35 protein-coding genes are annotated in these 23,153 nt (G+C 49.2%); 3 read left to right on the top strand and 32 right to left on the bottom strand.

Annotated features, from left to right (window positions below):
* From HOK28_03575 to HOK28_03430, 30 genes are all read right to left on the bottom strand, one after another.
* The coding region (locus HOK28_03575; protein ID MBT6432147.1) for a trypsin-like peptidase domain-containing protein at positions 1–379 on the bottom strand (379 nt) is incomplete at its 3' end.
* 82 nt (positions 380–461) lie between these two features.
* Complete coding sequence (locus HOK28_03570; protein ID MBT6432146.1) at positions 462–1,037, bottom strand: hypothetical protein; 576 nt, start codon at positions 1,035–1,037, stop codon at positions 462–464.
* 366 nt (positions 1,038–1,403) lie between these two features.
* Positions 1,404–1,808 carry a 50S ribosomal protein L17 gene (gene rplQ / locus HOK28_03565; GenBank protein ID MBT6432145.1) on the bottom strand — a complete coding sequence of 135 codons (405 nt, stop codon included), beginning with the start codon at positions 1,806–1,808 and terminating at the stop codon, positions 1,404–1,406.
* A gap of 38 nt (positions 1,809–1,846) precedes the next feature.
* A complete protein-coding gene (locus tag HOK28_03560; protein MBT6432144.1) occupies positions 1,847–2,845 on the bottom strand; it encodes a DNA-directed RNA polymerase subunit alpha in 999 nt (332 codons plus the stop codon).
* A 69-nt stretch (positions 2,846–2,914) separates the two neighbouring features.
* Positions 2,915–3,295 carry a 30S ribosomal protein S11 gene (gene rpsK / locus HOK28_03555; GenBank protein MBT6432143.1) on the bottom strand — a complete coding sequence of 127 codons (381 nt, stop codon included), beginning with the start codon at positions 3,293–3,295 and terminating at the stop codon, positions 2,915–2,917.
* 3 nt (positions 3,296–3,298) lie between these two features.
* Positions 3,299–3,658: a 30S ribosomal protein S13 gene (rpsM, locus tag HOK28_03550; protein ID MBT6432142.1), complete on the bottom strand. Its 360-nt coding sequence runs from the start codon at positions 3,656–3,658 to the stop codon at positions 3,299–3,301.
* A 337-nt stretch (positions 3,659–3,995) separates the two neighbouring features.
* Entirely contained in the window at positions 3,996–4,643 is a 648-nt protein-coding gene (locus HOK28_03545; GenBank protein MBT6432141.1) for an adenylate kinase, read from the bottom strand.
* Positions 4,644–4,659: 16 nt separating this feature from the next.
* Positions 4,660–5,967, bottom strand: coding sequence for a preprotein translocase subunit SecY (gene secY, locus HOK28_03540; GenBank protein MBT6432140.1), 1,308 nt, complete (start codon positions 5,965–5,967; stop codon positions 4,660–4,662).
* Positions 5,968–6,119: 152 nt separating this feature from the next.
* Positions 6,120–6,563: a 50S ribosomal protein L15 gene (rplO, locus tag HOK28_03535; protein ID MBT6432139.1), complete on the bottom strand. Its 444-nt coding sequence runs from the start codon at positions 6,561–6,563 to the stop codon at positions 6,120–6,122.
* A gap of 51 nt (positions 6,564–6,614) precedes the next feature.
* Positions 6,615–6,815 carry a 50S ribosomal protein L30 gene (gene rpmD / locus HOK28_03530; GenBank protein ID MBT6432138.1) on the bottom strand — a complete coding sequence of 67 codons (201 nt, stop codon included), beginning with the start codon at positions 6,813–6,815 and terminating at the stop codon, positions 6,615–6,617.
* A gap of 2 nt (positions 6,816–6,817) precedes the next feature.
* On the bottom strand, positions 6,818–7,318 hold the full coding sequence (gene rpsE / locus HOK28_03525; protein MBT6432137.1) for a 30S ribosomal protein S5: 501 nt from the start codon (positions 7,316–7,318) through the stop codon (positions 6,818–6,820).
* Between the two features lie 11 nt (positions 7,319–7,329).
* Complete coding sequence (locus HOK28_03520; GenBank protein MBT6432136.1) at positions 7,330–7,695, bottom strand: 50S ribosomal protein L18; 366 nt, start codon at positions 7,693–7,695, stop codon at positions 7,330–7,332.
* Positions 7,696–7,724: 29 nt separating this feature from the next.
* Entirely contained in the window at positions 7,725–8,270 is a 546-nt protein-coding gene (gene rplF / locus HOK28_03515; protein ID MBT6432135.1) for a 50S ribosomal protein L6, read from the bottom strand.
* Between the two features lie 25 nt (positions 8,271–8,295).
* Complete coding sequence (gene rpsH, locus HOK28_03510) at positions 8,296–8,691, bottom strand: 30S ribosomal protein S8 (protein ID MBT6432134.1); 396 nt, start codon at positions 8,689–8,691, stop codon at positions 8,296–8,298.
* A 41-nt stretch (positions 8,692–8,732) separates the two neighbouring features.
* Positions 8,733–9,272: a 50S ribosomal protein L5 gene (rplE, locus tag HOK28_03505; protein MBT6432133.1), complete on the bottom strand. Its 540-nt coding sequence runs from the start codon at positions 9,270–9,272 to the stop codon at positions 8,733–8,735.
* Positions 9,273–9,353: 81 nt separating this feature from the next.
* Entirely contained in the window at positions 9,354–9,683 is a 330-nt protein-coding gene (gene rplX, locus HOK28_03500) for a 50S ribosomal protein L24 (GenBank protein MBT6432132.1), read from the bottom strand.
* Positions 9,683–10,051 (bottom strand): 50S ribosomal protein L14, encoded by a 369-nt coding sequence (rplN, locus tag HOK28_03495; GenBank protein MBT6432131.1) that lies wholly within the window; start codon positions 10,049–10,051, stop codon positions 9,683–9,685. Before rplN ends, rplX begins: the two co-directional genes overlap by 1 nt.
* A gap of 69 nt (positions 10,052–10,120) precedes the next feature.
* The gene (rpsQ, locus tag HOK28_03490) at positions 10,121–10,399 is read right to left on the bottom strand and encodes a 30S ribosomal protein S17 (protein ID MBT6432130.1); all 279 of its coding nucleotides are present in this window, start codon (positions 10,397–10,399) and stop codon (positions 10,121–10,123) included.
* Position 10,400: 1 nt separating this feature from the next.
* On the bottom strand, positions 10,401–10,619 hold the full coding sequence (gene rpmC / locus HOK28_03485; GenBank protein MBT6432129.1) for a 50S ribosomal protein L29: 219 nt from the start codon (positions 10,617–10,619) through the stop codon (positions 10,401–10,403).
* 27 nt (positions 10,620–10,646) lie between these two features.
* Complete coding sequence (rplP, locus tag HOK28_03480) at positions 10,647–11,063, bottom strand: 50S ribosomal protein L16 (protein ID MBT6432128.1); 417 nt, start codon at positions 11,061–11,063, stop codon at positions 10,647–10,649.
* Between the two features lie 29 nt (positions 11,064–11,092).
* Positions 11,093–11,731: a 30S ribosomal protein S3 gene (gene rpsC, locus HOK28_03475; protein MBT6432127.1), complete on the bottom strand. Its 639-nt coding sequence runs from the start codon at positions 11,729–11,731 to the stop codon at positions 11,093–11,095.
* A 19-nt stretch (positions 11,732–11,750) separates the two neighbouring features.
* Positions 11,751–12,137 (bottom strand): 50S ribosomal protein L22, encoded by a 387-nt coding sequence (gene rplV / locus HOK28_03470; protein MBT6432126.1) that lies wholly within the window; start codon positions 12,135–12,137, stop codon positions 11,751–11,753.
* 14 nt (positions 12,138–12,151) lie between these two features.
* A complete protein-coding gene (gene rpsS / locus HOK28_03465) occupies positions 12,152–12,424 on the bottom strand; it encodes a 30S ribosomal protein S19 (protein ID MBT6432125.1) in 273 nt (90 codons plus the stop codon).
* On the bottom strand, positions 12,424–13,272 hold the full coding sequence (gene rplB / locus HOK28_03460) for a 50S ribosomal protein L2 (GenBank protein ID MBT6432124.1): 849 nt from the start codon (positions 13,270–13,272) through the stop codon (positions 12,424–12,426). Before rplB ends, rpsS begins: the two co-directional genes overlap by 1 nt.
* A gap of 3 nt (positions 13,273–13,275) precedes the next feature.
* The gene (rplW, locus tag HOK28_03455) at positions 13,276–13,563 is read right to left on the bottom strand and encodes a 50S ribosomal protein L23 (GenBank protein ID MBT6432123.1); all 288 of its coding nucleotides are present in this window, start codon (positions 13,561–13,563) and stop codon (positions 13,276–13,278) included.
* 20 nt (positions 13,564–13,583) lie between these two features.
* Complete coding sequence (gene rplD, locus HOK28_03450; protein ID MBT6432122.1) at positions 13,584–14,234, bottom strand: 50S ribosomal protein L4; 651 nt, start codon at positions 14,232–14,234, stop codon at positions 13,584–13,586.
* Positions 14,235–14,273: 39 nt separating this feature from the next.
* On the bottom strand, positions 14,274–14,588 hold the full coding sequence (gene rpsJ / locus HOK28_03445) for a 30S ribosomal protein S10 (GenBank protein MBT6432121.1): 315 nt from the start codon (positions 14,586–14,588) through the stop codon (positions 14,274–14,276).
* 122 nt (positions 14,589–14,710) lie between these two features.
* Entirely contained in the window at positions 14,711–16,783 is a 2,073-nt protein-coding gene (gene fusA, locus HOK28_03440; protein ID MBT6432120.1) for an elongation factor G, read from the bottom strand.
* 158 nt (positions 16,784–16,941) lie between these two features.
* The gene (rpsG, locus tag HOK28_03435) at positions 16,942–17,415 is read right to left on the bottom strand and encodes a 30S ribosomal protein S7 (GenBank protein MBT6432119.1); all 474 of its coding nucleotides are present in this window, start codon (positions 17,413–17,415) and stop codon (positions 16,942–16,944) included.
* 26 nt (positions 17,416–17,441) lie between these two features.
* Positions 17,442–17,813: a 30S ribosomal protein S12 gene (locus HOK28_03430; GenBank protein ID MBT6432118.1), complete on the bottom strand. Its 372-nt coding sequence runs from the start codon at positions 17,811–17,813 to the stop codon at positions 17,442–17,444.
* A gap of 306 nt (positions 17,814–18,119) precedes the next feature.
* On the opposite strand from HOK28_03430, the gene HOK28_03425 reads away from it, so the two are divergent.
* Both HOK28_03425 and rplC read left to right on the top strand, forming a co-directional pair.
* Complete coding sequence (locus HOK28_03425; protein MBT6432117.1) at positions 18,120–19,286, top strand: energy transducer TonB; 1,167 nt, start codon at positions 18,120–18,122, stop codon at positions 19,284–19,286.
* A 144-nt stretch (positions 19,287–19,430) separates the two neighbouring features.
* On the top strand, positions 19,431–20,123 hold the full coding sequence (rplC, locus tag HOK28_03420) for a 50S ribosomal protein L3 (GenBank protein MBT6432116.1): 693 nt from the start codon (positions 19,431–19,433) through the stop codon (positions 20,121–20,123).
* Between the two features lie 115 nt (positions 20,124–20,238).
* Here rplC and HOK28_03415 read toward each other — a convergent pair whose 3' ends face one another.
* Positions 20,239–21,345, bottom strand: a complete 1,107-nt coding sequence (locus HOK28_03415) for an FHA domain-containing protein (GenBank protein MBT6432115.1) — start codon at positions 21,343–21,345, stop codon at positions 20,239–20,241.
* Positions 21,346–21,381: 36 nt separating this feature from the next.
* Entirely contained in the window at positions 21,382–22,473 is a 1,092-nt protein-coding gene (locus HOK28_03410) for a tetratricopeptide repeat protein (GenBank protein MBT6432114.1), read from the bottom strand.
* 156 nt (positions 22,474–22,629) lie between these two features.
* Between HOK28_03410 and HOK28_03405 the strand changes: the two genes are divergently transcribed.
* Positions 22,630–23,153: hypothetical protein (locus HOK28_03405; GenBank protein ID MBT6432113.1), on the top strand; the 524-nt coding region annotated here is incomplete at its 3' end.

The following is a 23,153-nucleotide window of genomic DNA, read 5'->3' as shown; positions in this document are numbered from 1 at the left end:
GTAAATCTTTCGGGGCACCTTCTATCTTAAGAAGGGCTAAATCAAGTTCCGCCGCGGGGCTAAAGCCAACAACTGTAGCCTTATACCGGTTCACTAAATCTTTTTGATTGTCGCCCGTCAACTTCGGCGGCTTGAGGTACACATAAAGTCGCTTTAAAGGCTTGCCCTCGGCACCAATCACGACGTGCGCATTGGTAACCACGTACCCATCTGAATGAATAATCGATCCAGTGCCACCGGATCCTTTAGCTCCACCATCGCTGCCCAGGATAAGAACCACGGCAGGGCTCGACTTTTTGTACACATCCTTCGGGCTCATGGCTGAGGCCTGAATTGGCGTGAGCATAATTAAGGCTAAGGCAAGAGTTACGATTCGCATTTTGACCTCCGCAAAAAAAAACCTCCCGTCACGAATGGTCGTCGACGGGAGGCCTCTAATCAATCAAAGTAACACCAAGCAGTTACTGCTTAGCTTCTTCGCGCTCAAGATCCATGTGGGCACGTTCAGCATTCTTCTTCACGTACTCTTTAACTTTACCGTTTAACTCATTCATCTTCTCGAGATTATCAGTGAACGAGTCAAGGTCTAATCGAGCAAGCGCGAAAACAGTACCGTCGCCAGGGTGAAACCAGTGGTCCACAACCTGAACACCAGACAAAGTCTGAGCGCTAAACGTCTTAATCACGCTCTCTACATGCTGCTCTTCGCTAACTGCGTCTCCTGCCATGGTCGATGCCATGTAATCCTTCATCAAGGATGCGCTGTATGTTTCAAAGACTTTCGCAAGGTCTGCGCGGGCTCGGTTATCTGCAGTGGTTCGTGCCAGTGCGTGGTTCTTAATACCCGTCACTGAACCGACGCCGTAGAAAACACGTCCAGCATCACCGCCGTAAGCGCCACTGCCTTTTAGAACCCATTCTGGATACTCGATGCCCTGAAAACTAGCAGGCGCATCACCAGCGGTTTTAGTACTACCGCAAGCAGATAAGCCTAATGCTAGACAACCAACCATAAGACCTTTAATCAACGTATTCATAGACTCTTCTCCAATTTATAAATAGGCCGAGATGGCCGCCTGCTGTGAATGCCATTGCGATTCCCAACAATTATCAATGGCATTTGCGGGAGAGTAATTCGGCCACGTGCCAACTGTCAAGCTAAGTCGCCCAACCTTACTCTGCCGTTGATGGCAATCGTAGTTTACGAAGCCTTCAACCATCGCCTTTAAGACGCAAGACAACCAAGATATCTTCAAAAATAAATGAAACTATTACGAAAAATCGAGTGGCGCGGCTAAAGATCAGCAAGGTCGGCTATTTCAAAAATTAGGCCACGTAAATCTGGCCAAAAAAAAGGAGCCCGACGGCTCCTTTTTAATAAATCAAATTGTAGACACGGTTGCTTACTCAGCAGCCGCCTCTGCAGCAGGAGCTGCTTTCTTGACCACAGGTCCGCCTTCTACGAGCTCAATGCGAGCCATAGCAGCGTTATCGCCAATTCTGTTCTCAAGCTTGAGGATACGCAAGTACCCGCCTGGACGGTCCTGATATCGTTCACCGATATCGTTGAACAGCTTCTTGAGCGTTTCAGCATCCTGAATCTGAGCACCGGCCAACCGACGTGCGTGCAAATCGCCGCGCTTCGCCAATGTGATGAGTTTTTCAGCTATCGGACGAAGCGCTTTTGCTTTGCCCAGAGTAGTTTCGATTCTCTCATGACGAAATAGTTCGGTTGAGAGGTTTCTAAACATCGCCCGACGGTGTGTACCCGTACGGCCCAGTTTTTTTCCACCTTTATTATGATGCATCTCTAATCTCCACTAGGGTCCAGCCTTAGCCGACCTTCTTAACGATTCAGCTCTCTTGGTGGCCAGCTCTCAAGCTTCATGCCCAAAGACAAGCCCATCTCAGCAAGTAGCTCTTTGATTTCTTTCAAAGACTTGCGACCAAAGTTCTTGGTCTTGAGCATTTCGGCCTCGGTCTTCTGAACCAGGTCACCAATGTACTTAATGTTTGCAGCCTGCAAGCAATTCTCTGCACGTACACTCAAATCGAGTTCGTCAACAGAACGCAACAGGTTCTCATTGAATTGCTCTTCCGCAGGTTTCTCTTGCGGGAGGTCCAATTCTTCTTCTTCTTCGAAGTTGATGAATACGTTCAGTTGCTCTTTCAGAATCTTAGCAGAAAGTGCAACCGCGTCTTCAGGAGTAAGAGACTTGTCAGTCCATACTTCTAAAACCAACTTGTCATAATCAGTTACCTGACCAACACGTGAGTTTGTGACGTTGAAACGTACCTTACGGATTGGCGAGAAAAGTGAATCCACAGGGATCCAACCAACTGCCATACCAGACTGCTTGTTCTTTTCAGCAGGAACATATCCACGGCCACGGCGAACCATGACTTCCATTGCCAGGCGTCCGCCTTTAGCAATGGTGCATATCTTCTGCGCAGGATTTAGAATCTTCACAGAACCATCGGTAATCAAGTCACCAGCAGTTACTACGCGGTCATCTTCTTCAGCGCTTACGTCGATTTGAAGTACACGTGGCTCGGCAGCCAATGTATCAAGTAAAACATCCTTTAGATTAAGGATGATGTCAGCGACGTCTTCCGTGATATCAGGAATAGACGTGAACTCGTGTAGTGCGCCATCAATGCGCACAGCACAAACACTTGTTCCTTGTAATGAACTTAGAAGAACGCGGCGTAGCGCGTTGCCCAAAGTAATACCAAAACCACGTTCAAGTGGTTCTGCGTAGAACTTGCCATAGTTGTCCATGGCATGGTCTCGGTCGACTACAAGGTTCTTCGGTCGAATTAGGTCTCGCCAGTTGCGATTCATTCAGTGCTCTCCCCAGGGTTAGCTTCGAAACAATTAGGTTTGAAGATCTTTCACAAAAGCCTTGGTCAATTAAACGCGACGGCGTTTACTTGGACGACAGCCATTGTGAGGAATTGGCGTAATGTCACGGATTGATGTGATTTTAAAACCACAACCCTGAAGTGCACGAATCGCTGCTTCGCGACCAGCACCTGGGCCTTTAACCATAACTCCGACTGACTTCATGCCGTGGTCCTGAGCTTTTTGCCCTGCAACCTGAGCTGCAACCTGAGCTGCAAATGGAGTCGACTTACGTGATCCACGGAAACCCTGTGAACCAGCGCTACTCCAAGACACTGCATTGCCCTGTGCGTCGGTGATAGTAATCAAGGTATTGTTGAATGTTGCCTGAATGAACACGAGGCCATTCGGGATATTCTTTTTAACCTTCTTAGACTTAACTGATGCCATTTTTTATCTCCGACCCAAGCGACGAGGTCCCTTGCGGGTACGAGCATTAGTAGAGGTACGTTGGCCACGAACCGGAAGTCCACGACGATGTCGTAGTCCACGGTAACAACCAAGTTCCATCAAACGATTGATGTTCATCGATGTTTCACGACGTAAATCACCTTCGACGAGGTATTCACGTTCGATAATCTCACGAAGACTCGCAACCTGACCTTCAGTAAGCTTGTCAGTTCGAGTTTCTGGATCGATGTTAGCCTTGCCTACAATTACTTTAGACAATGTTGGCCCAATTCCGAAAATATAGGTGAGGGCGACCTCGACCCGCTTCTTGCGCGGTAAGTCTACACCACTGATACGTGCCATACTTATGACCTCTGGTCTCTTTCCCCGTGGGGAAATAACGCTAAATCCAGTCGAAAGCCTGACACCACTTGCCTGACCCCTAACCGGGTTTCAATTCACTCTATCGCTATGAAAACTTCTTCTATCTAAAAGAAGTTTTATTTATACGATGTCGAAAACCGGAACTCCCTGATTTTATGACTAAAATCTTCGTCCCTTTATCTTAGAGGCGGCCTTATACAACAGCATTTTTGTGTTACGCAAGCCAAAACGGGAGCAAATTAACGGTTTAAAAACCCTAAACTTGCTGGCGATCTCAATTCTCTCTCTAGCAAAGCACCAAGTCTTAAAAAAAGACCTAGTTTTCCTCTAAAGCAGCACTGATTCTGCCTTCCACCTCTTGAAACGAACCGACGCCATCAACTTCATGCAAAATTCCCTTTGCACGATAATAGTTAATAAGCGGCGAGGTTTTCTCGTCGTATTCTTTTAGTCGCTCTACCACGACCTCTTTTTTATCGTCATCTCGATGCACAAGAGCTTTACCTGAGATGTCACAGACGCCCTCTACCATTGGGGGCTTAAATGACACATGGTATACCGCTCCGCTCTCTTTACAGACCCTACGGCCTGTTGCGCGCTCTACCAGAATCTCGTCTGGCACATTGATATAGAGCACGGCACTCAAGGGCGCCTGGCGCTTCTCAAGCATAGCGGCCAAGCCGTCAGCCTGTGGTTCGGTTCTTGGGAAACCGTCCAGCAGAAATCCCTTGGTACAATCGGGATTCTCGAGCCGTTCCTCGACCATAGCCAGAACCAACTCATCGGGGACCAGAAGCCCCTTCGACGTATACTCTTTAAAACGTGTTCCTAGTTCTGTTCCGCCTGATATCGCCGCGCGAATCAGGTCCCCGGTCGAAATCGCAGGGATTGAATAACGGTCAGTAATAGCCTTTGCCTGGCTACCCTTGCCAGACCCTGGCTTGCCTAGAAATATCATTCTCATGAGTTCAGTCCTTTGATTATCGCCGTCCACGGATCCGAGGGCCTGTGCCACCAGAAAACCCATCATAGTGTCGCGTGATGAGATGGGATTCGATTTGCTTAACCGTATCCAAAGCAACACCAACGACAATTAGTAGGCCAGTTCCACCAAAGAAGAATGGAACGTCGTAGCGCGTAATAAGAATCGTCGGTAAAACGCAAACGGCTGAAAGGTACAACGCTCCGCCCATGGTAATCCGGGACAATACGCGGTCGATGTACTCAGCAGTCTTCTTTCCTGGCCGAATTCCTGGAATGTAGCCGCCATACTTCTTCAAGTTGTCAGCCACATCTACAGGATTAAACGTAACCGCTGTGTAGAAGTAGCAAAAGAAGATAATCAAGACGACATAGGTGCAGTTATAGAGCCAGCCGTCGAAGGCGAAGAAGTCTTGAACTCTTTGGAAGAAGTCACCAGGCGCTACGTTTGCGAACGTAGCCGGCAACATCAGAATCGAAGATGCAAAAATCGGAGGAATAACACCTGAAGTATTAATCTTCAGCGGTAAGTGAGTTGACTGACCACTGTAATGCTTCCCAACGGACCGCTTGGCGTACTGAACCGGGATTCTACGCTGCGCTTGCTCGCAGAAAATAATCGCTGCGATTACACCCAGAACGACTGCAAGAAGCACCAGTGCCCCAATTGGCTGAATGTTACCGTTCTTGACGTACTGAAAAGTACTGAACAATCCAGACGGGAACTGTGCAACAATACCCGCGAAGATAATCAGTGAGATTCCGTTACCAATTCCACGTTCAGTGATCTGCTCGCCGAGCCACATTACGAAGGTCGTACCCGCAGTCAAAGTCAGGATGGTCATGAAGTAAAAACTTGGCCCAGGATTATCAACAACGGTTAAGCCGCCAATACCTTGCGTAAGCCAGGTCGACACACCGAATCCCTGAATAATGGACAGTGCGATCGTTCCATAACGGGTGTACTGATTAATTTTCTTACGACCCGCTTCTCCCTCTTTCTGAAGCCGCTCAACCGTCGGAATAACGACTGCGAGTAGCTGCATGATAATAGAGGCCGAGATATAGGGCATGATTCCAAGAGCAAAGATACTTGCCTGCTCGAAGGCTCCGCCAGAAAACATATTGAAGAACCCAAACAGGGTTCCACTCAAGTCAGAGAGAGCTTTACTGAGTTCGACCCGGTTTACACCAGGAATCGCAACGAAAATACCGATGCGATAAATAGCCAGTAAGGCTGCTGTGAAGAGAATCCTGTTACGGAGCTCGGGAATCTTGCCAATGTTCCAAAAACCAGATGCCACGATGCTAACTCCCGTGGGCGAGAAGTCAGGGTAATCCCTAAACTTTCGCTAATTGTAAGCTATTCGCTTGGCGGTCGGGCTGACCGCCATGCTTCAATAGAAGAGAATGAAGTAAAGACCAAGCTGTAAGTGACCGAAATAACCCTTTTTTGGGATTATCCGTTCACGCTACCGCCAGCTGCTTCAATTTTCTTCTTTGCACCAGCAGTCACGTGAGCTGCCTCTATCTTCAGAGCAATGCTCAACTCACCACGACCGAGAACGCGGATACCGTCGCTCGTTTTTGTAGCAAGTCCAACCGCGCGCAATGAATCAAGGTTCACTACGTCATCTGCTTTGAAAAAGCGTTGCAACATATCAACGTTAACTTCTGCCCAGTTCTTGGCAAAAATATTCGTGAAGCCACGCTTTGGCATACGACGGTACATAGGCATCTGGCCACCCTCGAAACCAGCATAGGTTTTACCCTTACCAGTACGAGCGCCCTGCCCTTTATGTCCACGGCCAGCGGTTTTACCCCAGCCAGAAGATTCGCCGCGTCCAACGCGACGACGATTCTTATTTGCACCCTTAGGCGCATGGAGATCATGCAATTGCATAATAATCGTCCTTAAATCAGAACTTATGCCTAAACGGCATAAACGTAAGTCTTACTGAATCGGTCCTTCGACAGGCTCAACCTCAACGAGGTGTACAACCTTACGAATCATTCCACGAATGGCAGGCGTATCCTTCAGAGATACAGTTCTACCGAAACGTGTCAGACCAAGTCCCTTAAGAGTTTTCTTTTGAGACTCGGGTCGTCCGATGCCACTTTTCTTTAGCTTTATCCGAAAATGCTTTTCAGCCATGATCAACCTCGAATTTCTTCAACGCTCATACCACGTCGTTCCGCGATTTCCTCGGCGGAACGTAGGCCCTTAAGCGCTGCAATGGTTGCTCTAACCACGTTATGTGGGTTGTTGCTACCAATGCACTTGGTGAGGATGTTGTGTACACCCGCCGATTCAAGAACCGCACGAACAGCACCACCCGCAATAACACCAGTACCTTCAGACGCTGGCTTTAAGAACACACGGCCTGCGCCGGATTCGCCAGTAATCTGATGTGGGACTGTGCCATTGACGAGAGGAACATCAAACATGCTCTTCTTTGCCTGGTCAAAACCCTTGCGGATAGCTTCAGGAACTTCATTGGCTTTACCAAGTCCGAACCCTACTTTGCCATTTCCATCACCAGCAACTACGAGAGCACTGAATGAGAAACGACGACCACCCTTTACAACTTTGGCAACCCGGTTCAAATGAACCAAACGGTCGACAACTTCACCTTCAACTTGTTCGTTAAACGCCATCACTTAGTCTCCTAGAACTTCAGTCCGCCTTCGCGGGCGCCATCAGCTACTGCACTAACGCGTCCATGGTACCGAAAACCATTTCGGTCGAAGGACACTTCAGCGATGTTCAATTCTTTACATTTTTCCGCCAGAGCTTTTCCGACCGCACCTGCAACCACTTTTTTGTCGCCATCTGCGCTTAAGCCTTTGCTTACGCTAGAAGCGGCAGCAAGTGTCTTGCCCTGCTCATCATCAATAACTTGCGCGTAAATATGCTTCGCGCTGCGGAATACGGTTAGACGAGGACGAGTTGCAGTTCCGAAAATTTTCTTTCGAACCCGAATCCCGCGACGTTTACGTACGCTTAATTTCTTCATGCTCCGTGTTGAGGACATGTCGAACTCCTAATGCACACCAAAGTGCGTTACTTAGAACCAGCCTTACCAACTTTGCGACGAACTTGTTCGCCGACGTAGGTAACACCCTTTGCCTTATATGGTTCAGCGACCTTGAAGGAGCGGATACGAGCAGCGATGTTACCAACAACTTGTTTGTTACATCCGCTGATCTTGACCTTGGTCTGGCTCTTATCAACTTCGCACTTAATGCCTTCTGGCATTTCGAGAATAATTAGGTGGCTGTATCCGAGCGATAGCGTCAGCTTTTGACCACTGAGTTCCGCACGATAACCAACACCGTTGATTAACAAATTCTTCTCGTAGCCCGCAGTTACACCAGTAACCATGTTCGCTACAAGCGCCCGCCCAAGGCCAAGGAATCCGGCGTTTGCACGCGTCTTCTTAGCAGGAGCATTCACCTGAACTTGTTTATCTGAAATATTCAGCGTTATGCCTTCTGGCATCAATGTATCAAGGTTACCCAATGGGCCCGATACAGAAACCATGCGGCCCTCTGCTGAAACTTTTACCTTCTCCGGAAGGTCTACTGGCTTACGTCCAATACGAGACATATTCGTTCTCCCTATCGATTCGCTATTACCACACGGAGCAAATGGGCTCGCCGCCAACATTTGCCTTACGTGCCGAACGATCGGTCATCACGCCATGTGAGGTTGAAAGAATCATCACACCCAAGCCACCGCGTACTTTCGGAATTTCCTTAGAGCGGAAATAAAGACGAAGACCAGGCTTCGATACGCGTTGGATACCTTCAATGACCGCGCTACCGCGTTTGTCATAGCGAAGACCAACTTGCAATTCCTTTGCAACTCGGCCGTCTGTTTCGGTAAAATCTTCAATGTAACCTTCAGCCTTCAAAATTTCGGCGATTTTCACCTTCAATTTCGAACTTGGCATCAGTACTTCGCCCATTCGGGCTCCGCAACCATTCCGGATCCGGGTCAGCATATCTGCAATAGGATCGGTATTCATGTTGCTCTCTCCTCTAATTCAAACGTTGAATCGTTAGCGAATTAATTCTTAAAGGGCATTCCCAAACGCTTCAGAAGTGCTTTACCTTCTTCGTCAGTGTTGGCAGACGTTACGAAACAAACGTTCATTCCCTTAACTTTATCAAGCTTGTCGTATTCAATTTCCTGGAAAATCGTCTGCTCTTTGAGACCAAGAGTATAGTTCCCACGTCCATCAAATGCTTTGCCGCTGATACCCTTGAAGTCACGCGTACGTGGCAAGGCTACAGTGACCAGGCGGTCTAAGAATTCCCACATGCGCTGGCCACGTAAAGTAACCATGCAACCGATAGGCATTCCTTCGCGAAGCTTAAACGTCGCGATAGACTTCTTCGCGCGAGTAATGACCGCACGCTGGCCCGAAATAACGGTCAACTCTTCAACCGCCGTTTTGATGAGGTTGGGGTTAGCGACAGCTTCACCCAATCCCATGTTGATTGTAATTTTTTCGATAGTTGGGATTTCCATGACGTTCTTGTACTTGAACTCTTCATGCAATCCACCAGCAACCTCTTCGCGGTACATTTTTTGTAACCGCGGCATTGCTAATTTTTTTGTTACTGCAGCTTCCTCAGCCATGACCTTCTCCTAAGTAACGTATCGCTACATCACTTCTGTGGTGACTCAAACCTCTGAGATTTGCTCACCCGTGGCGCGTGAAATTCGTACCTTCTTGCCATTGTCCAACACATTGAACCCTACTCGGGTAGGCTTGTTGGTCTTTGGGTCCAATGGAAGAACATTAGAAACGTGAATTGACACGTCTTTCTCAATGATTCCGCCCTGGGGTACTTTAGGATCCATGTTTGGCTTAAGGTGACGCTTCACGACACCAACACCCTCGAGAACTACACGGTTTTTGTCCGCTAAGAACTCTAGAATCTTGCCTTGCTTACCACGGTATTTGCCGGAGATTACTTCTACAGTATCCCCTGTACGTACATGACGTGCCATTAGAGGACCTCCGGTGCCAGTGATACAATTTTCATAAATCTTTTCGCCCGGAGCTCACGTGCCACTGGTCCAAAGATACGGGTCCCAACAGGTTCGCCAGCAGCAGAAACAAGTACGGCTGCGTTGTCGTCAAAACGGATATAACTTCCATTTGGACGGCGAATCTCTTTGCTGGTGCGCACGATTACTGCACGTGCAACATCACCCTTTTTAACTTTCGAGTTTGGCATAGCCTCTCGAATTGCGACGATGATGATGTCACCCACGGACGCGAAGCGACGCTTCGAACCACCGAGAACTTTGACGCACATCACTTTTTTAGCCCCGGAGTTGTCTGCAACATCCAAGGTACTCTGCATCTGAATCATTTCTTACTCCTAAACCAACGTTTATCTTTTTGGTCACGGGTCACACCCAGGAATAGGTGTTTATACCGCTTAAACGTTAGCAGCGCGCTTGACGACTTCTTTAATTCGCCATCGCTTAGTCTTAGACAATGGTCGTGTTTCCTCGATAATCACCTGATCACCGATGTTGCACGTGTTGTCTGCGTCATGAGCACTGTAACGAATACGTTGCTTCACGAACTTTTTATATTTCGGGTGACGAACTCTACGAGTCACTTCCACCACCGCTGTTTTATCCATCTTATTGGAGTAAACCACGGCCTGACGTGTACGCTTGCTCTTGAGAGCTGTAGTTGTTTCAGTGCTCATCTTAGGCCTCCTGCCCAGTTCGTTCGTTCAATATTGTCTTCAAGCGTGCAATATCTTGCTTGAGTTGCTTGATGAGGTGAGACTGAGCCAACTGTCCAAGCGCCTTTTTGAATTTCACGCCGTGTAGCTCATCTACCTTTTCACTAAGCATGGACTGGAGTTCCGCGTCATTTCGATCGCGTAATTCGCTCACCATTACTTTTTCTTTGACTTCTGCCATTGCTTCGACTCCCGCTATTACAGCGACTTAAAGTTGCTCGTCCCGTGAGACAAAACGTGTCGCGATCGGGAGCTTGTTAGCTGCAAGTCGGAACGCTTCTTTAGCTGTATCAATATCTACACCTTGCATTTCGTACATGATGCGGCCAGGCTTAACCGGTGCTACCCAACCTTCGGGAGAACCTTTACCTTTACCCATTCGTACTTCAGCAGGCTTGCTGGTGATCGGCTTATCCGGAAACATTCGAATCCAAATACGACCACTACGCTTCACGTAACGCGTCATCGCGATACGAGCAGCTTCAATCTGGCGCTGGGTAATCAGACCCGGCTCCAAAGCCATCAAACCATAATCACCGAAAGAAACCTTAGCGCCACGCTGGGCGGTTCCTCTCATGCGACCTTTTTGCATTTTTCGAAATTTTACTTTTGCTGGCGACAACATCGCTCAATCCTCGCTCTTAGTAGAACTAATTAGTCCTGCTCAACGTCCAGGACTTCACCTTTGAAGATCCAAGTCTTAACGCCGATAATTCCATAAGTTGTGCTTGCTTCCGCAAATCCGTAATCGATGTCCGCACGCAATGTGTGCAGCGGAACACGTCCTTCGCGGTACCACTCGTGTCGCGCCATTTCAGCACCACCGAGACGGCCCTTGCACGCGATTCGAATTCCCTTTGCGCCGAACTTAGTGGCAGTTTGCATTGCCTTCTTCATTGCACGTCGGAAAGCGACTCGTCGTTCGAGCTGAAGCGCTACGTTTTCTGCAACCAACTGAGCGTCGATTTCAGCCTTACGTACTTCGTGAATGTTCACGAATACTTCGTTCGAAGACAGACCCTGAAGTTCTTTCTTGAGAGCTTCAATGCCAGAGCCTTTTTTGCCGATAACGATTCCTGGTCGCGGAGTAAAGATACGAAGCTTTACCTTGCCCGCTGCGCGTTCAATATCAACACGGCTGATGCCTGCACTGTAGAGCTTGTCTTTAACTACTTTGCGGAGCGCTACATCTTCGTGCAACCAAGCTGCGTAGTTTTTGTCTTCGTACCACTTTGAATTCCAGTCACGGATGATTCCAAGTCGGAAGCCGATTGGGTGAGTTTTCTGTCCCATGGTCTAACCTAATTCCTTACTATCGTTGTGCCAGTTCGAAGCATATATGACTTGTGCGCTTGCGAATTCGCGTTGCGCGGCCTTGTGCCCGAGGACGCCACCGGCGCCAAGTTGAACCTTCGTCAACAGTAGCGAGTTTCACGTACAATTTGTCGAGGTCGTAATCACCCTTAACTTCAGCGTTTGCTACAGCACTCTGCAGCAGCTTAGCCAACGGACGAGCCGCCGACTTAGGGCTAAAGGCAAGAAGGTTCAATGCCTTTTCGACATCTTCACCACGGATAGTATCAACTACCAAGCGTACTTTGCGGGCTGAGATGCGCAGATGACGAAGGTTCGCCACTGGACCACGAGCTGCACGAGCTTCTTTACGGGCTTTCGCCTTTTCACGTTCTTTAGTTGCCATTGTTCCCTAGCCTCCTACTTGCCCTTCTTCAGACCCGGGTGGGCCGAAAAAGTTCGCGTTGGCGAGAATTCACCGAGTTTGTGATCAACCATGTTGTCAGTAACGAAAACTGGGATAAACTTTTTACCGTTGTGAACAGCGAAAGTATGTCCAACAAACTCAGGCAAAATAGTTGAGCGTCGTGACCATGTCTTGATGACTGCCTTTTTGCCCGACTCGTTCAAGTTCTCAACCTTTTTAGCTAGGTGAGTATCCACAAAGGGTCCTTTTTTAATACTTCTTGGCATTAGCGACCTCTCCTCTTAGAAGAACGCCTTGAAACAATCAGCTTGTCACTGGCGTTGGATTTTCTGGTCTTTGCACCCTTAGTTGGCTTGCCCCATGGCGACACTGGGTGTCGTCCACCGGCGCTACGGCCTTCACCACCACCGTGTGGGTGGTCAACTGGGTTCATCGTAGTACCACGGTTGTGCGGGTTCTTACCCATCCAACGACCACGGCCTGCTTTACCGATTTTCATGTTTTCGTGAGTCTTGTTACCCACGGAACCGATTGTAGCTCGACAGATTTTTGGAACCTTACGCATCTCACCTGAAGGCAATCGAAGAAGAGCATGGTTGCCTTCTACGGCCATCAGCTGAGCCGATGTTCCAGCGGAACGTACCATCTGAGCGCCTTTTCCAGGCTTGAGCTCGATAGCGTGGATAACTGTACCCATTGGAATCTTCTCCAAAGGCAGACAGTTACCTGGCTGGATATCTGCTGAGCTAGAAGAGATAACAGTGTCGCCTGCCTGCAGTCCTACAGGAGCGAGAATGTATGTCTTCTCTCCGTCAACGTAATTAAGTAGCGCAATACGAGCGCTGCGGTTCGGATCGTACTGAATCTCTGCAACTTTTGCAGGGATATCAATCTTGCCTCGCTTGAAATCGATGATGCGATAGCGACGCTTATGGCCACCTCCACGAAATCGAACGGCGATGCGACCGCTGCTGCTTCGACCGCCGGACTTAGTAAGTCCAACAGTAAGCGCTTTTTCCGGATTGTTACGCCCTTTGTGCGTAATGTCGGCCTGATCCGACACCGTCATATTTCGACGGCTGGGCGTATATGGTTTAAATGATTTCACACCCATCGTTTACTCCGTAGCAAAGAAGTCGATATTTTCACCCTGCTGAAGAGTGATTATCGCTTTTTTCCAGTTAGGACGTTTTCCACTTGTTGCACCGCGACGCTTTGTCTTGCCCGGTACGACCATGGTCGCCACTTTCTTAACCTTCACACCATATACAGTCTCAACTGCATTACGGATTTGGTACTTGTTAGCCTTCTTCTCAACTTGAAATACAAATTGATTAAAACGCTCCGTAAGTACTGTTGCCCGCTCGGTAATGATGGGTCGAATCAAAATCTGATGCGCTTCCACGTCTTACTCCTTCTGCTGCCTTAGGCTGCGTCTCCAGCGGTACCCGCCTTTGGTGCTTTTGCCTTATCTACAATCGCGTCAACCGCAGCTTTAGTAAGAACAACAGCTTCGTGCTTGAGAATGTCATAAACATTCACACCAACTGCGCCCAGGTACTTAGCCTTAGGATGGTTACGTGTAGATAGCTTCAGATTGCCATTCTCGGAATCAACAATGAGCATGCTCTTGTGACCGAGTGTCGCAACAAAGCTAGAAACCGCCTTGGTTTTCGGCGCATCCAGTTCAAATCCATCGAGCACATAAAGTGCATCTTCCTGGACACGCATGCTCAAGGCACTGCGAAGTGCTGAGCGCCGCGCTGAACGGGGCAACCTATAACTATAGTCGCGTGGATGCGGGCCGAACACGACACCACCACCTACTAGGTTAGGACTTCGTGTTGAACCTTGTCGCGCACGACCAGTTCCTTTTTGTTTAAAAGGCTTCGCTCCACCACCACGTACATTCGCACGGGTTTTAGTGGAGTGAGTACCACGACGACGACTTGCCCGTTGTGCTTTTACCTGCTCCCACATCAACGCTTCGTTGACCTCGGCAGCAAACACTTCATCAGGCAATTCGATGGTCGATACCTTCTCTTTGCTCGTATTTATTACGTCTACCTGCATAATCGAACCTCATTCACCAGTTCTTGAGATACCGGGTTGTCCTCAAGACGGGGTCTTGATTTCCACGTCCACACCTGCGGACAAGTCTAACTTCATCAAAGCGTCCAGCGTTTGCTGAGTCGGCTCAATGATGTCCATCAACCGCTTGTGGGTACGGATCTCAAATTGTTCCCGGGACTTCTTATCTACGTGTGGACCACGAAGAACTGTGTACCGGTGTTTTCTCGTTGGCAACGGAATTGGGCCCGCTACCCGCGCCCCAGTTCGCCTTGCCGTCTCGATGATTTCTCGAGCCGACAAATCCAGGATCTTACTGTCGTAAGCCTTAAGTCGAATGCGAATCTTGGTCTCGCTCATCAATTTACTCCAACATTTCCAAAGCCGCTTGTTCCTGGTCGTGTGAGATAGACCAAAAACTCCCGAACTTTTTCACAATCTCGCACTTGCGATTTTTCGAACCATCCAAACAGTAGGTCAACCTACCGCTTCGCCTGGAGCTCCTCTGAAATATGATTCGGAACACCCTCATAATGGTCAAATTGCATCGTGTATGATGCTCGACCTTGAGTCATGCTTCGAAGTTCAGTGGCATATCCAAACATCTCAGCCAGCGGGACAAATGCATTAATGCACTGCGCCCCACTGCGCATTTCAATACTATTAACTTTACCGCGCCGTCGGTTCACATCACCGACCACATCGCCCATAAAGTCTTCCGGGGTGACAATTTCAGTTGCCATCACCGGTTCCAACAAGACTGGGTTTGCATCACGCGCACCGTCCTGAAGGCCTATCGAAGCAGCGATTTTAAACGCCATCTCGTTAGAATCTACTTCGTGATAAGAGCCATCTAATAGAGTGACTTTTACGTCGACCATCGGGTAGCCAGCAATCACACCTCTCTCGAGGGCCTCGCTAACACCTTGCTCAACTGCCTTGAAGTATTCTTTAGGCACCGAACCACCGACAATCTCAGTCTCGTACTCAAAACCAGAGCCAGGCTCGAGCGGTTCGAGGCGCAGAACTACATGACCAAACTGCCCACGTCCACCCGACTGACGCACAAATCGACCTTCTTTTTCGACAGACGTACGTATTGTCTCGCGATAAGCCACTTGAGGCTTACCAACATTGGCTTCTACCTTAAATTCCCGGCGCATACGGTCGACGATGACCTCCAAATGAAGCTCGCCCATACCTGCAATAATGGTCTGGCCAGAGTCGGTGTCCGTGGAGACCTGGAAACTTGGATCTTCCTGCGCAAGCTTCTGAAGCGCTACACCCAATTTATCACTGTCACCCTTCGTACGGGGCTCGATGGCAATTTGGATTACCGGCTCAGGGAATTCCATTTTCTCAAGAAGGATTGGGTCCTTGTTGATTGCCAGAGTATCACCCGTGGTGCATGTCTTGAGACCCACCGCCGCTGCGATATTCCCGGCATAGATTTCCTTGATCTCTTCACGCTTATTCGCGTGCATCTGCAAGATCCGTCCAATTCGTTCTTTTTTTCCTCGTCCAACGTTCATGACACTGTCACCAGACCGCACCACCCCCGAGTAAACTCGAAAGAAAGTAAGCTGACCCACAAAAGGGTCGGTCATGATTTTGAATGCTAACGCTGAAAAAGGAGCGTCGTCTGAGGTTTCCCGAATCATTTCAGCGCCGGTGTGAGGATGAGTACCTTCAACGGGCGGCAGATCGAGAGGAGATGGCAAAAGGTCAACCACTGCATCAAGTAGCGGCTGTACTCCCTTGTTTTTAAATGCTGTTCCGCACAAAACAGGTACAATCTCTAAGTCGATGGTTCCGCGACGGAGCGCGCTAAATAGCTGCTCACGGTCGAGTTCTTCACCCTCAAGGATCTTCTCCATAAGGTCGTCATCGAAGTTGGCCGCGGCGTCAAGCAACTCTTCCCGGGCTATCTCCGCCTCAAGCTGCATATCTTCAGGAATATCCGTCTCGTGAAAGCTTGCCCCAAGATCTTCAGAATCCCAGACAATCGCCTTCATTTTTACAAGATCGACGATGCCCTTAAAGTTTGCCTCTGCTCCGATAGGTAACTGCATACGTACAGGATTTGCCTTGAGGCGGTCTTTGAACATCTCGAGACAGTTATCGAAATCAGCGCCTACCCGGTCCATCTTATTGATGAAGCAGATTCGTGGCACTCGGTATCTGTCAGCCTGGCGCCAAACAGTTTCGCTCTGTGGCTCGACGCCGCTAACAGCGTCAAATACTGCAACAGCTCCGTCCAAGACGCGAAGTGACCGTTCTACTTCAATGGTGAAGTCGACGTGGCCAGGTGTATCGATAATATTAACTCGGTGGTCGCGCCAGAAACAGGTCGTTGCGGCGCTGGTGATAGTGATTCCGCGTTCCTGTTCCTGCTCCATCCAGTCCATGGTGGCTGCGCCGTCATGAACTTCCCCAATTTTATGGGTGATTCCGGTGTAGTACAGAATACGCTCTGTGGTCGTGGTTTTTCCCGCATCAATATGGGCCATAATCCCAATATTGCGAGTTTTATCGAGTTTTACCTGGCGTGACATATCCAAATAACTTTCAACTCAAACGAACCAGGCCCGTTGCATTCGAAAAATTACGAATATTGCAACGCGTGCCGCGGTTCTAAACATAACCACGATTCAACTATCAAAGAGCAAACAAACGGCGAGGAACGGGCCTCGCCTTTATTACGACCGAAGAATTACCAGCGGTAGTGAGCAAAAGCCTTGTTGGCTTCTGCCATCTTGTGCGTGTCTTCACGCTTCTTAGCAGCTGCACCACGATTCTGTGATGCATCGAGAATTTCTCCTGCTAAGCGCTCAGCCATAACACGTTCCGAACGCGCTCGCGCTGAGTTGATAAGCCAACGCATCGCTAGGGCTGCACGGCGGTCTGCACGAACTTCAACCGGCACCTGATACGTTGCACCACCTACGCGTCGGCTCTTAACCTCAACCATTGGCTTTACGTTATCCAGGGCTTTCTTGAAGATGCGCAATGGCTCTTCGCCTGTGCCTCTTTGACCGATAAGGTCGAAGGCATCATATACAATTCGTTCTGCAATACTCTTCTTGCCGCCTTCCATCACTGCATTAGTGAACTTGGCAACAACACGATCTCCGAACTTGGGATCTGGAAGAATTTTTCGTTTCGGTACTTCGCGACGACGTGGCATCTCGTATCCTCTCGCTTCAAACGTCCTTAGCTAGGACGCTTGGCTCCGTATTTACTTCGACCTTGGCGACGCCCATCAACACCAACGGTATCGAGGGTTCCGCGAACAATGTGGTAACGCACACCGGGAAGATCTTTAACACGACCACCACGAATCAGAACCACTGAGTGTTCCTGAAGATTGTGGCCTACACCTGGGATGTAGCTTGTTACTTCAAAACCATTAGTCAAACGTACACGGGCAACTTTACGAAGCGCAGAGTTCGGCTTCTTTGGAGTTGAAGTGTAAACACGTACGCACACACCACGCTTTTGCGGGCATGCCTGCATTGCAGGTACCTTGTTTTTAACAGCTTTTTTCTTGCGCCCTTTGCGCACCAACTGATTGATGGTTGGCATATCTCGTCCTTACCTTGCCCGACCTTGATTCACACTCGCGAATAAGTAGTCGTTTTTGCTAACATATCCGCCACACTGAATGATTTTCACTCTAGGCGGAGCGCCGCTATCTACTGGATGGCGATGGCAAGTGTCAAGAACATTACAGAAACTCTAATATTTCAGGGCTTTAAATTGATCGCTAATTCGGGCTTCAAAGGAATGTATAATAGATGTGAACCGTCTATATTAGTATTTGAGGGCTTGCGATTCCCTCTTAGCTCTGGAATTTGTTTAATATTAACGGACTATAGGACTTTTTAGGGCATGGCATTTCAACCAAAAGACTACTCTTTTAAGAGGTTTGCCCCCTTCTTAGGCCTCGCCGTGCTTATTCATCTGGCCTCAGTACCTCTTTTCGATTTGATCCCAGATAGCTCGGGCGTGTCGGTCGATCGCAGTCGCCCCATTGAGGTGACACTGGTGCCGTCTCAACGACAGGCTCAAACGCATGCAAAGCGGCCCAAAAAGAAATTAAAAGTTGTTCCGAAGGAGAAAAAAGAGCCGACCCCTAAGGGTCAAATCGTTAGTCTTCCGAGTACACCGGACACAGAAGAGCCGGAAAATGCTAAGTATTTAGCCAAAACTAACGCGAAGACAAAACGAGAAACCAAGAGTCGGCACCGCACCACTCAATATAAAAATGCGGGAAACGAAGTCTCTCGGAAAGACAGGCCCAAAAAGGACCAGAAACGGATGGTGCGAGCAGATACGCCGGTAGAGATACGTACTCCAAAAGGCACAAACTCGGGAAAAGCCCAAAAAAACCAACAAGCGGGTAAATTTGAGCTGCCTTCAATGTCGATGCGGGATGCGCTTACGCTCGAGCTGGACCCGAACCTGGGGAATTTAGCCAACAGACGGTCGCGAGAACGGCTCAATGGTAAGGGCAGTGCGTTTCGGCTTTCGACGGGCTCTGGCGAACAAAGCGGTAATGGCAAAGACGACAAGACCAGCGAAAGCTCTGGAACCAAGATACCGGACCTGATTCCGTCTATGAGCGTCCTTGCCAGCCTAGACGCAGCGCCTGCCTCTGATTTGTTGAAGGATGTCGAGGAAGCCGAAGGAACCTTCCTAAACGCCAAAAGATTTAAATATGCGTCGTTTTTTAATCGAGTCCACAAAGGTGTCTCCAACGTGTGGGAACCACTGAAAGAATACCGCCGGCGGGATCCAAGCGGCCAGGTTTACGGCCGTGCAACACGCGTTACTGTTTTAAGTGTGACGCTCAATGCATCGGGTGACCTAACCCAAGTGGGTGTCGCCCAAACAAGTGGTATTAAATTCCTAGACCAAGAAGCCATTTCCGCTTTTCGTAGGGCTCAGCCCTTCCCTAACCCCCCGCGGGGGCTACTTGAAAACGAGATGATTAACTTCAATTTCGGTTTCAGCCTAGTCCTAACACCGCGCGGCCCATTCGAACCTCGTTATTGAGCTCCAAACACTTGACATAATTGGATTCGTCGAATAATTGCGCGATTCTTAAACTTTCGAATTTACCGGTTTTAGGTAATTCGGACGGGACCAACGGATAGGCAGCTCGCCACCGCGTCCCGGTAAGTCACCAGGAGGTGCACAATGAAAGAGCGCAAGCTAGGCCTACTCGGCCGTAAAGTTGGCATGACCCGATACTTCAACGAAAACGGAGACTCTCTTGGAGTTACTGTTCTCGAAATGGGACCATGTATCGTATTAACAAAGCGTACTGACGAGACAAACGACAAAGGCCGCACAGACGGTTACGTTGCTCTTCAGCTTGGTTTTGACCCTAAACCTGCTCGCAAGCTGAACAAGGCTGAAAAAGGTCACGTAGCGAAAGCTGGCGGCGAAGATAAAGCACGACGTTTCGTTCGCGAACTTCGCGTATCAAAAGAAACTGCAGCCAAGTTTGAAATTGGTCAAGAAGTAACACTCGCAGATCTAGACATCAGCGCAGGGGCCCTCGTAGACGTTGCTGGTCGCAGCAAGGGTAAAGGCTTTCAAGGCGTAATGCATCGCCACAACTTCGCTGGTTGTAATACAATGACTCACGGTACTCACGAGTTCTTCCGTCATGGTGGTTCTATTGGTTGCCGTAAGTGGCCTGGTCGTGTCTTCAAAGGACGCAAGATGCCTGGTCATCATGGCGATCGTAACGTTACAACACAGAACCTTGAAATTGTCGCTATCCGCGCCGAAGAGAATGTTCTGTTGGTAAATGGTTCTGTGCCTGGCGCAAAGAACTCATACGTTTCAGTACGACCAGCAATCAAGAAGAACCCTATCGCATAAACGATAGTTTCAAATTGAGACGCTAAAAAGGCGCGACTTGCTCAATGTAAGTCGCGCCTTTTTTATTGTCTAAACGAGCATCATCTAAAGGTACATGGAGATAGCCAAAGGAGACCTAGGAAAACATAGCAAAGAGAACGACCAGAGAAGCTATGGCCAGGACGACTCCTCCGGCGAGAATCAACCACTCCGACTTCCCTTTTCCTTCTTCGTCTAAGAGGTCAGGATCAATTTCGCCAATGTCTGCCAAATCAGCTGGCGTGTCATCGGGCTCAGGCATCGGTGGCAATTCGGGTTCAGGCAAGGCCTCGGGGCCAAAATCAGCATCATCCAAACCATCAGTAGGGGTTGGTGGCTCTAACTCCGCTGCAACAGGTTCGCCATCTTCTAAAGGCTGGTCGTCGTCGGCAGTGCCTTCATCGCCCGGCGCCCCAAAATGCGACGAATCATCCTCTTGGTCCTCAGGCTCATCAAAGTCGAAACCAGGCACGTCCTTCAACGCGTCCATCAGTTCAGCGTTAGGGTCAATATAGAGCAGCTTAATGGGCCCGATAATGATTTCATCGCGGTCCTGAAGACGACGTGGACGACTGATGGGGTTACCTTTGACGATAACACCATTTCGCGAACCGAGATCCTCGATGGTATAGCCGTTCCAATCCTTCTTAACCAAAGCATGCTTACGAGAAACGTTTTTGTCGTTGAGCATCAGCTCACACTCTTGAGCACGGCCCATGTACCACTCGGTAACTGGTGATGCTAAAAGAAGCCGTTTGCCCTCATCAACGCCCGAGAGAATCCGAAAATAGGGTCCGCTATCATCGTCGTTTTGAAGGCGACCTAAAATCCCTTGGACGGCACGGGCTGCAATAGCCTGGGTTGCCTCCATCGGGTCCGGTCGGTCTAGGTCTTCAATTTCAATAGCACAGGTAATCTTTGCACGGGTGAGTTCAATAATATCACCGTCACGCAAAATAACCTTATCGCCTTTTTCGAGCGGATTGCCGTTCACAACGGTGCCGTGGGTGGAGCCTAGATCTTCAATCAAATAGACCCCATCGGTTTCGAAAATCCGAGCATGTTGCCGAGAAATGGTCGAGACGGGTAACTGAAAATCAGAACTTTCATCTCTTCCCATCACAAGGGCCTGAGCGGATGACTCGTAGGTCAGGGCTTGCCGCCTATCATCCTCTAAACTTATGACTGCTGTTAGTCGAATCACCGGCGTTACACTTCCCCATTCATTGGCAGCTCACTCCTACTGAAATTGTAAATCACGCACACGCTGAATACACCAGTCCCGCTCGCCCGGGAAATCTGTGGCCGACGTCAATGCGACGAAACGCCTACAGAGATTCACCACATCTTTGGCGCGCAACAAGCTATCCATAATCTTGGCCGTACGCAGGTAAGCCTCTGCGTATTGCGGATTGAGCTGGATTGCGCTGCGGTAATACTGCAACGCGCGGTCTTTATCTTTCTTCTGGTCGTAAAGTCGCCCGAGCTTGAAATGAATCTCAGGATCTCCGGGATTATTGCTCATATCGGACATCGTTTTACTGATCGCAGCATCTTTTAAATTAAGACGTTGATAAGCCAGCAAGATATTCTTCTGACACTCGAGGTGCTGCTCATCAATCCGCAAGCACGTCGCGAAGGCATCAAAGCCATCTTGCGGCCGTCCCAGGACGAGATAGGTTGTACCCAAGTTATAGTAACCCTGGGCGTAAAGCGGACAGATGTTGGTCAATGCTTGAAAGTTAGCCTTAGCCGCCTCGTATTGCTCAGATTCAAACTCGAGGACGGCCAATCCCTGGCGGCAATCGCAAAGCTCAGGATCTTGCTCAACACAGCGCAAATACTGATTTCGTGCCTCCGCCGGTTTCTTTTGTCGATAGTAACAAAGCGCCAAATTGGCACGTGCATCAACGTAGCTGGGGTCAATTTCAACGGCCTGAAGAAATTGGTCGCACGCAGCCGCATATTCTTGGCGTTCAAGGAAAATACTCCCGAGGTTATTATAGACCTCAGCAAAGTCGTCTTTCAAAGATAATGCCTGCTTGTACCGGTCGACGGCCAACTCAACGCGGCCGCGCTGGTGCTCGATCATACCCAAATTGTGATAGGGCTCTGCATACTTAGGAGCAAATTCAATTGCCAGCTGACAGCGCGCCTCAGCTTCTACCAGTTTGCCCTGGGCAAGATACTGGGCGCAAAAGGTATTATGCTCCTGAGCCTTTGGATGCAGCGTATTGTCGACACAATAGGCACAGCTACTCCCCAACCAAAGCACCATGAACAAAGTGGTCACTTTAAATGGCAGCCTAATTCCCTGAGTCATCTGGTTCATCGTTACTCGTTTCCGCAAGCCGTGTCCCTTACACGTGCTGCCAAACCAATGTTTAGGTTGGTCCCGGCCTCCATGTCAATTCCGGCATGCATGAAGACCCCTATTCAGGTTCCCACGCAATTGACACTGAGGCCAGAGTAACAGAATATCCCAACAATGAACGCGAAAAACAGTCTTTGGTGGATACTATGCCTGGCGCTCTTCGCGGTGCCCTCACAAGCACTCGCGCAGTACAAAAATGCTTCCTTCGGGTTTGATACCGCAGGCTGGCTTCTAACCCTACCTTCAGCGATTGACGATGCGGGAAATGTTCTGCCTCTGGATAACCGTCCGATGCGCCTGGGCACGGGTTTGCGGTTCGGGGGCGAGACCAACTGGAAGCTTAATCACGACCAGTGGTGGTTCACAGGCCGCGTAAATGTTGCCTTTATGACGTTTCCGAGTGGCGATGAGGCAGGGACCATACAAGAGCAGTATGACTCAGCCGCCTCAACGAGCATCGGCACTGTCTTTGGAGTTGAGGCAGGGATTGGTATCCGTTACTTCTTTTTAACCGATCGAATCAGGCCCTACATTCAGATGGGCACGAGCTATATGCGGCTTTTTACCCTCAGCACCGTGGCCGACGAAGTATGTACGGGCAACGCCGAGATCTGTGAACCCGGCGACTATTCAAACAG

The organism is Deltaproteobacteria bacterium (assembly GCA_018668695.1).
Classification (GTDB): domain Bacteria; phylum Myxococcota; class XYA12-FULL-58-9; order XYA12-FULL-58-9; family JABJBS01; genus JABJBS01.
This window is presented reverse-complemented; position numbering and strand designations above follow the sequence as displayed.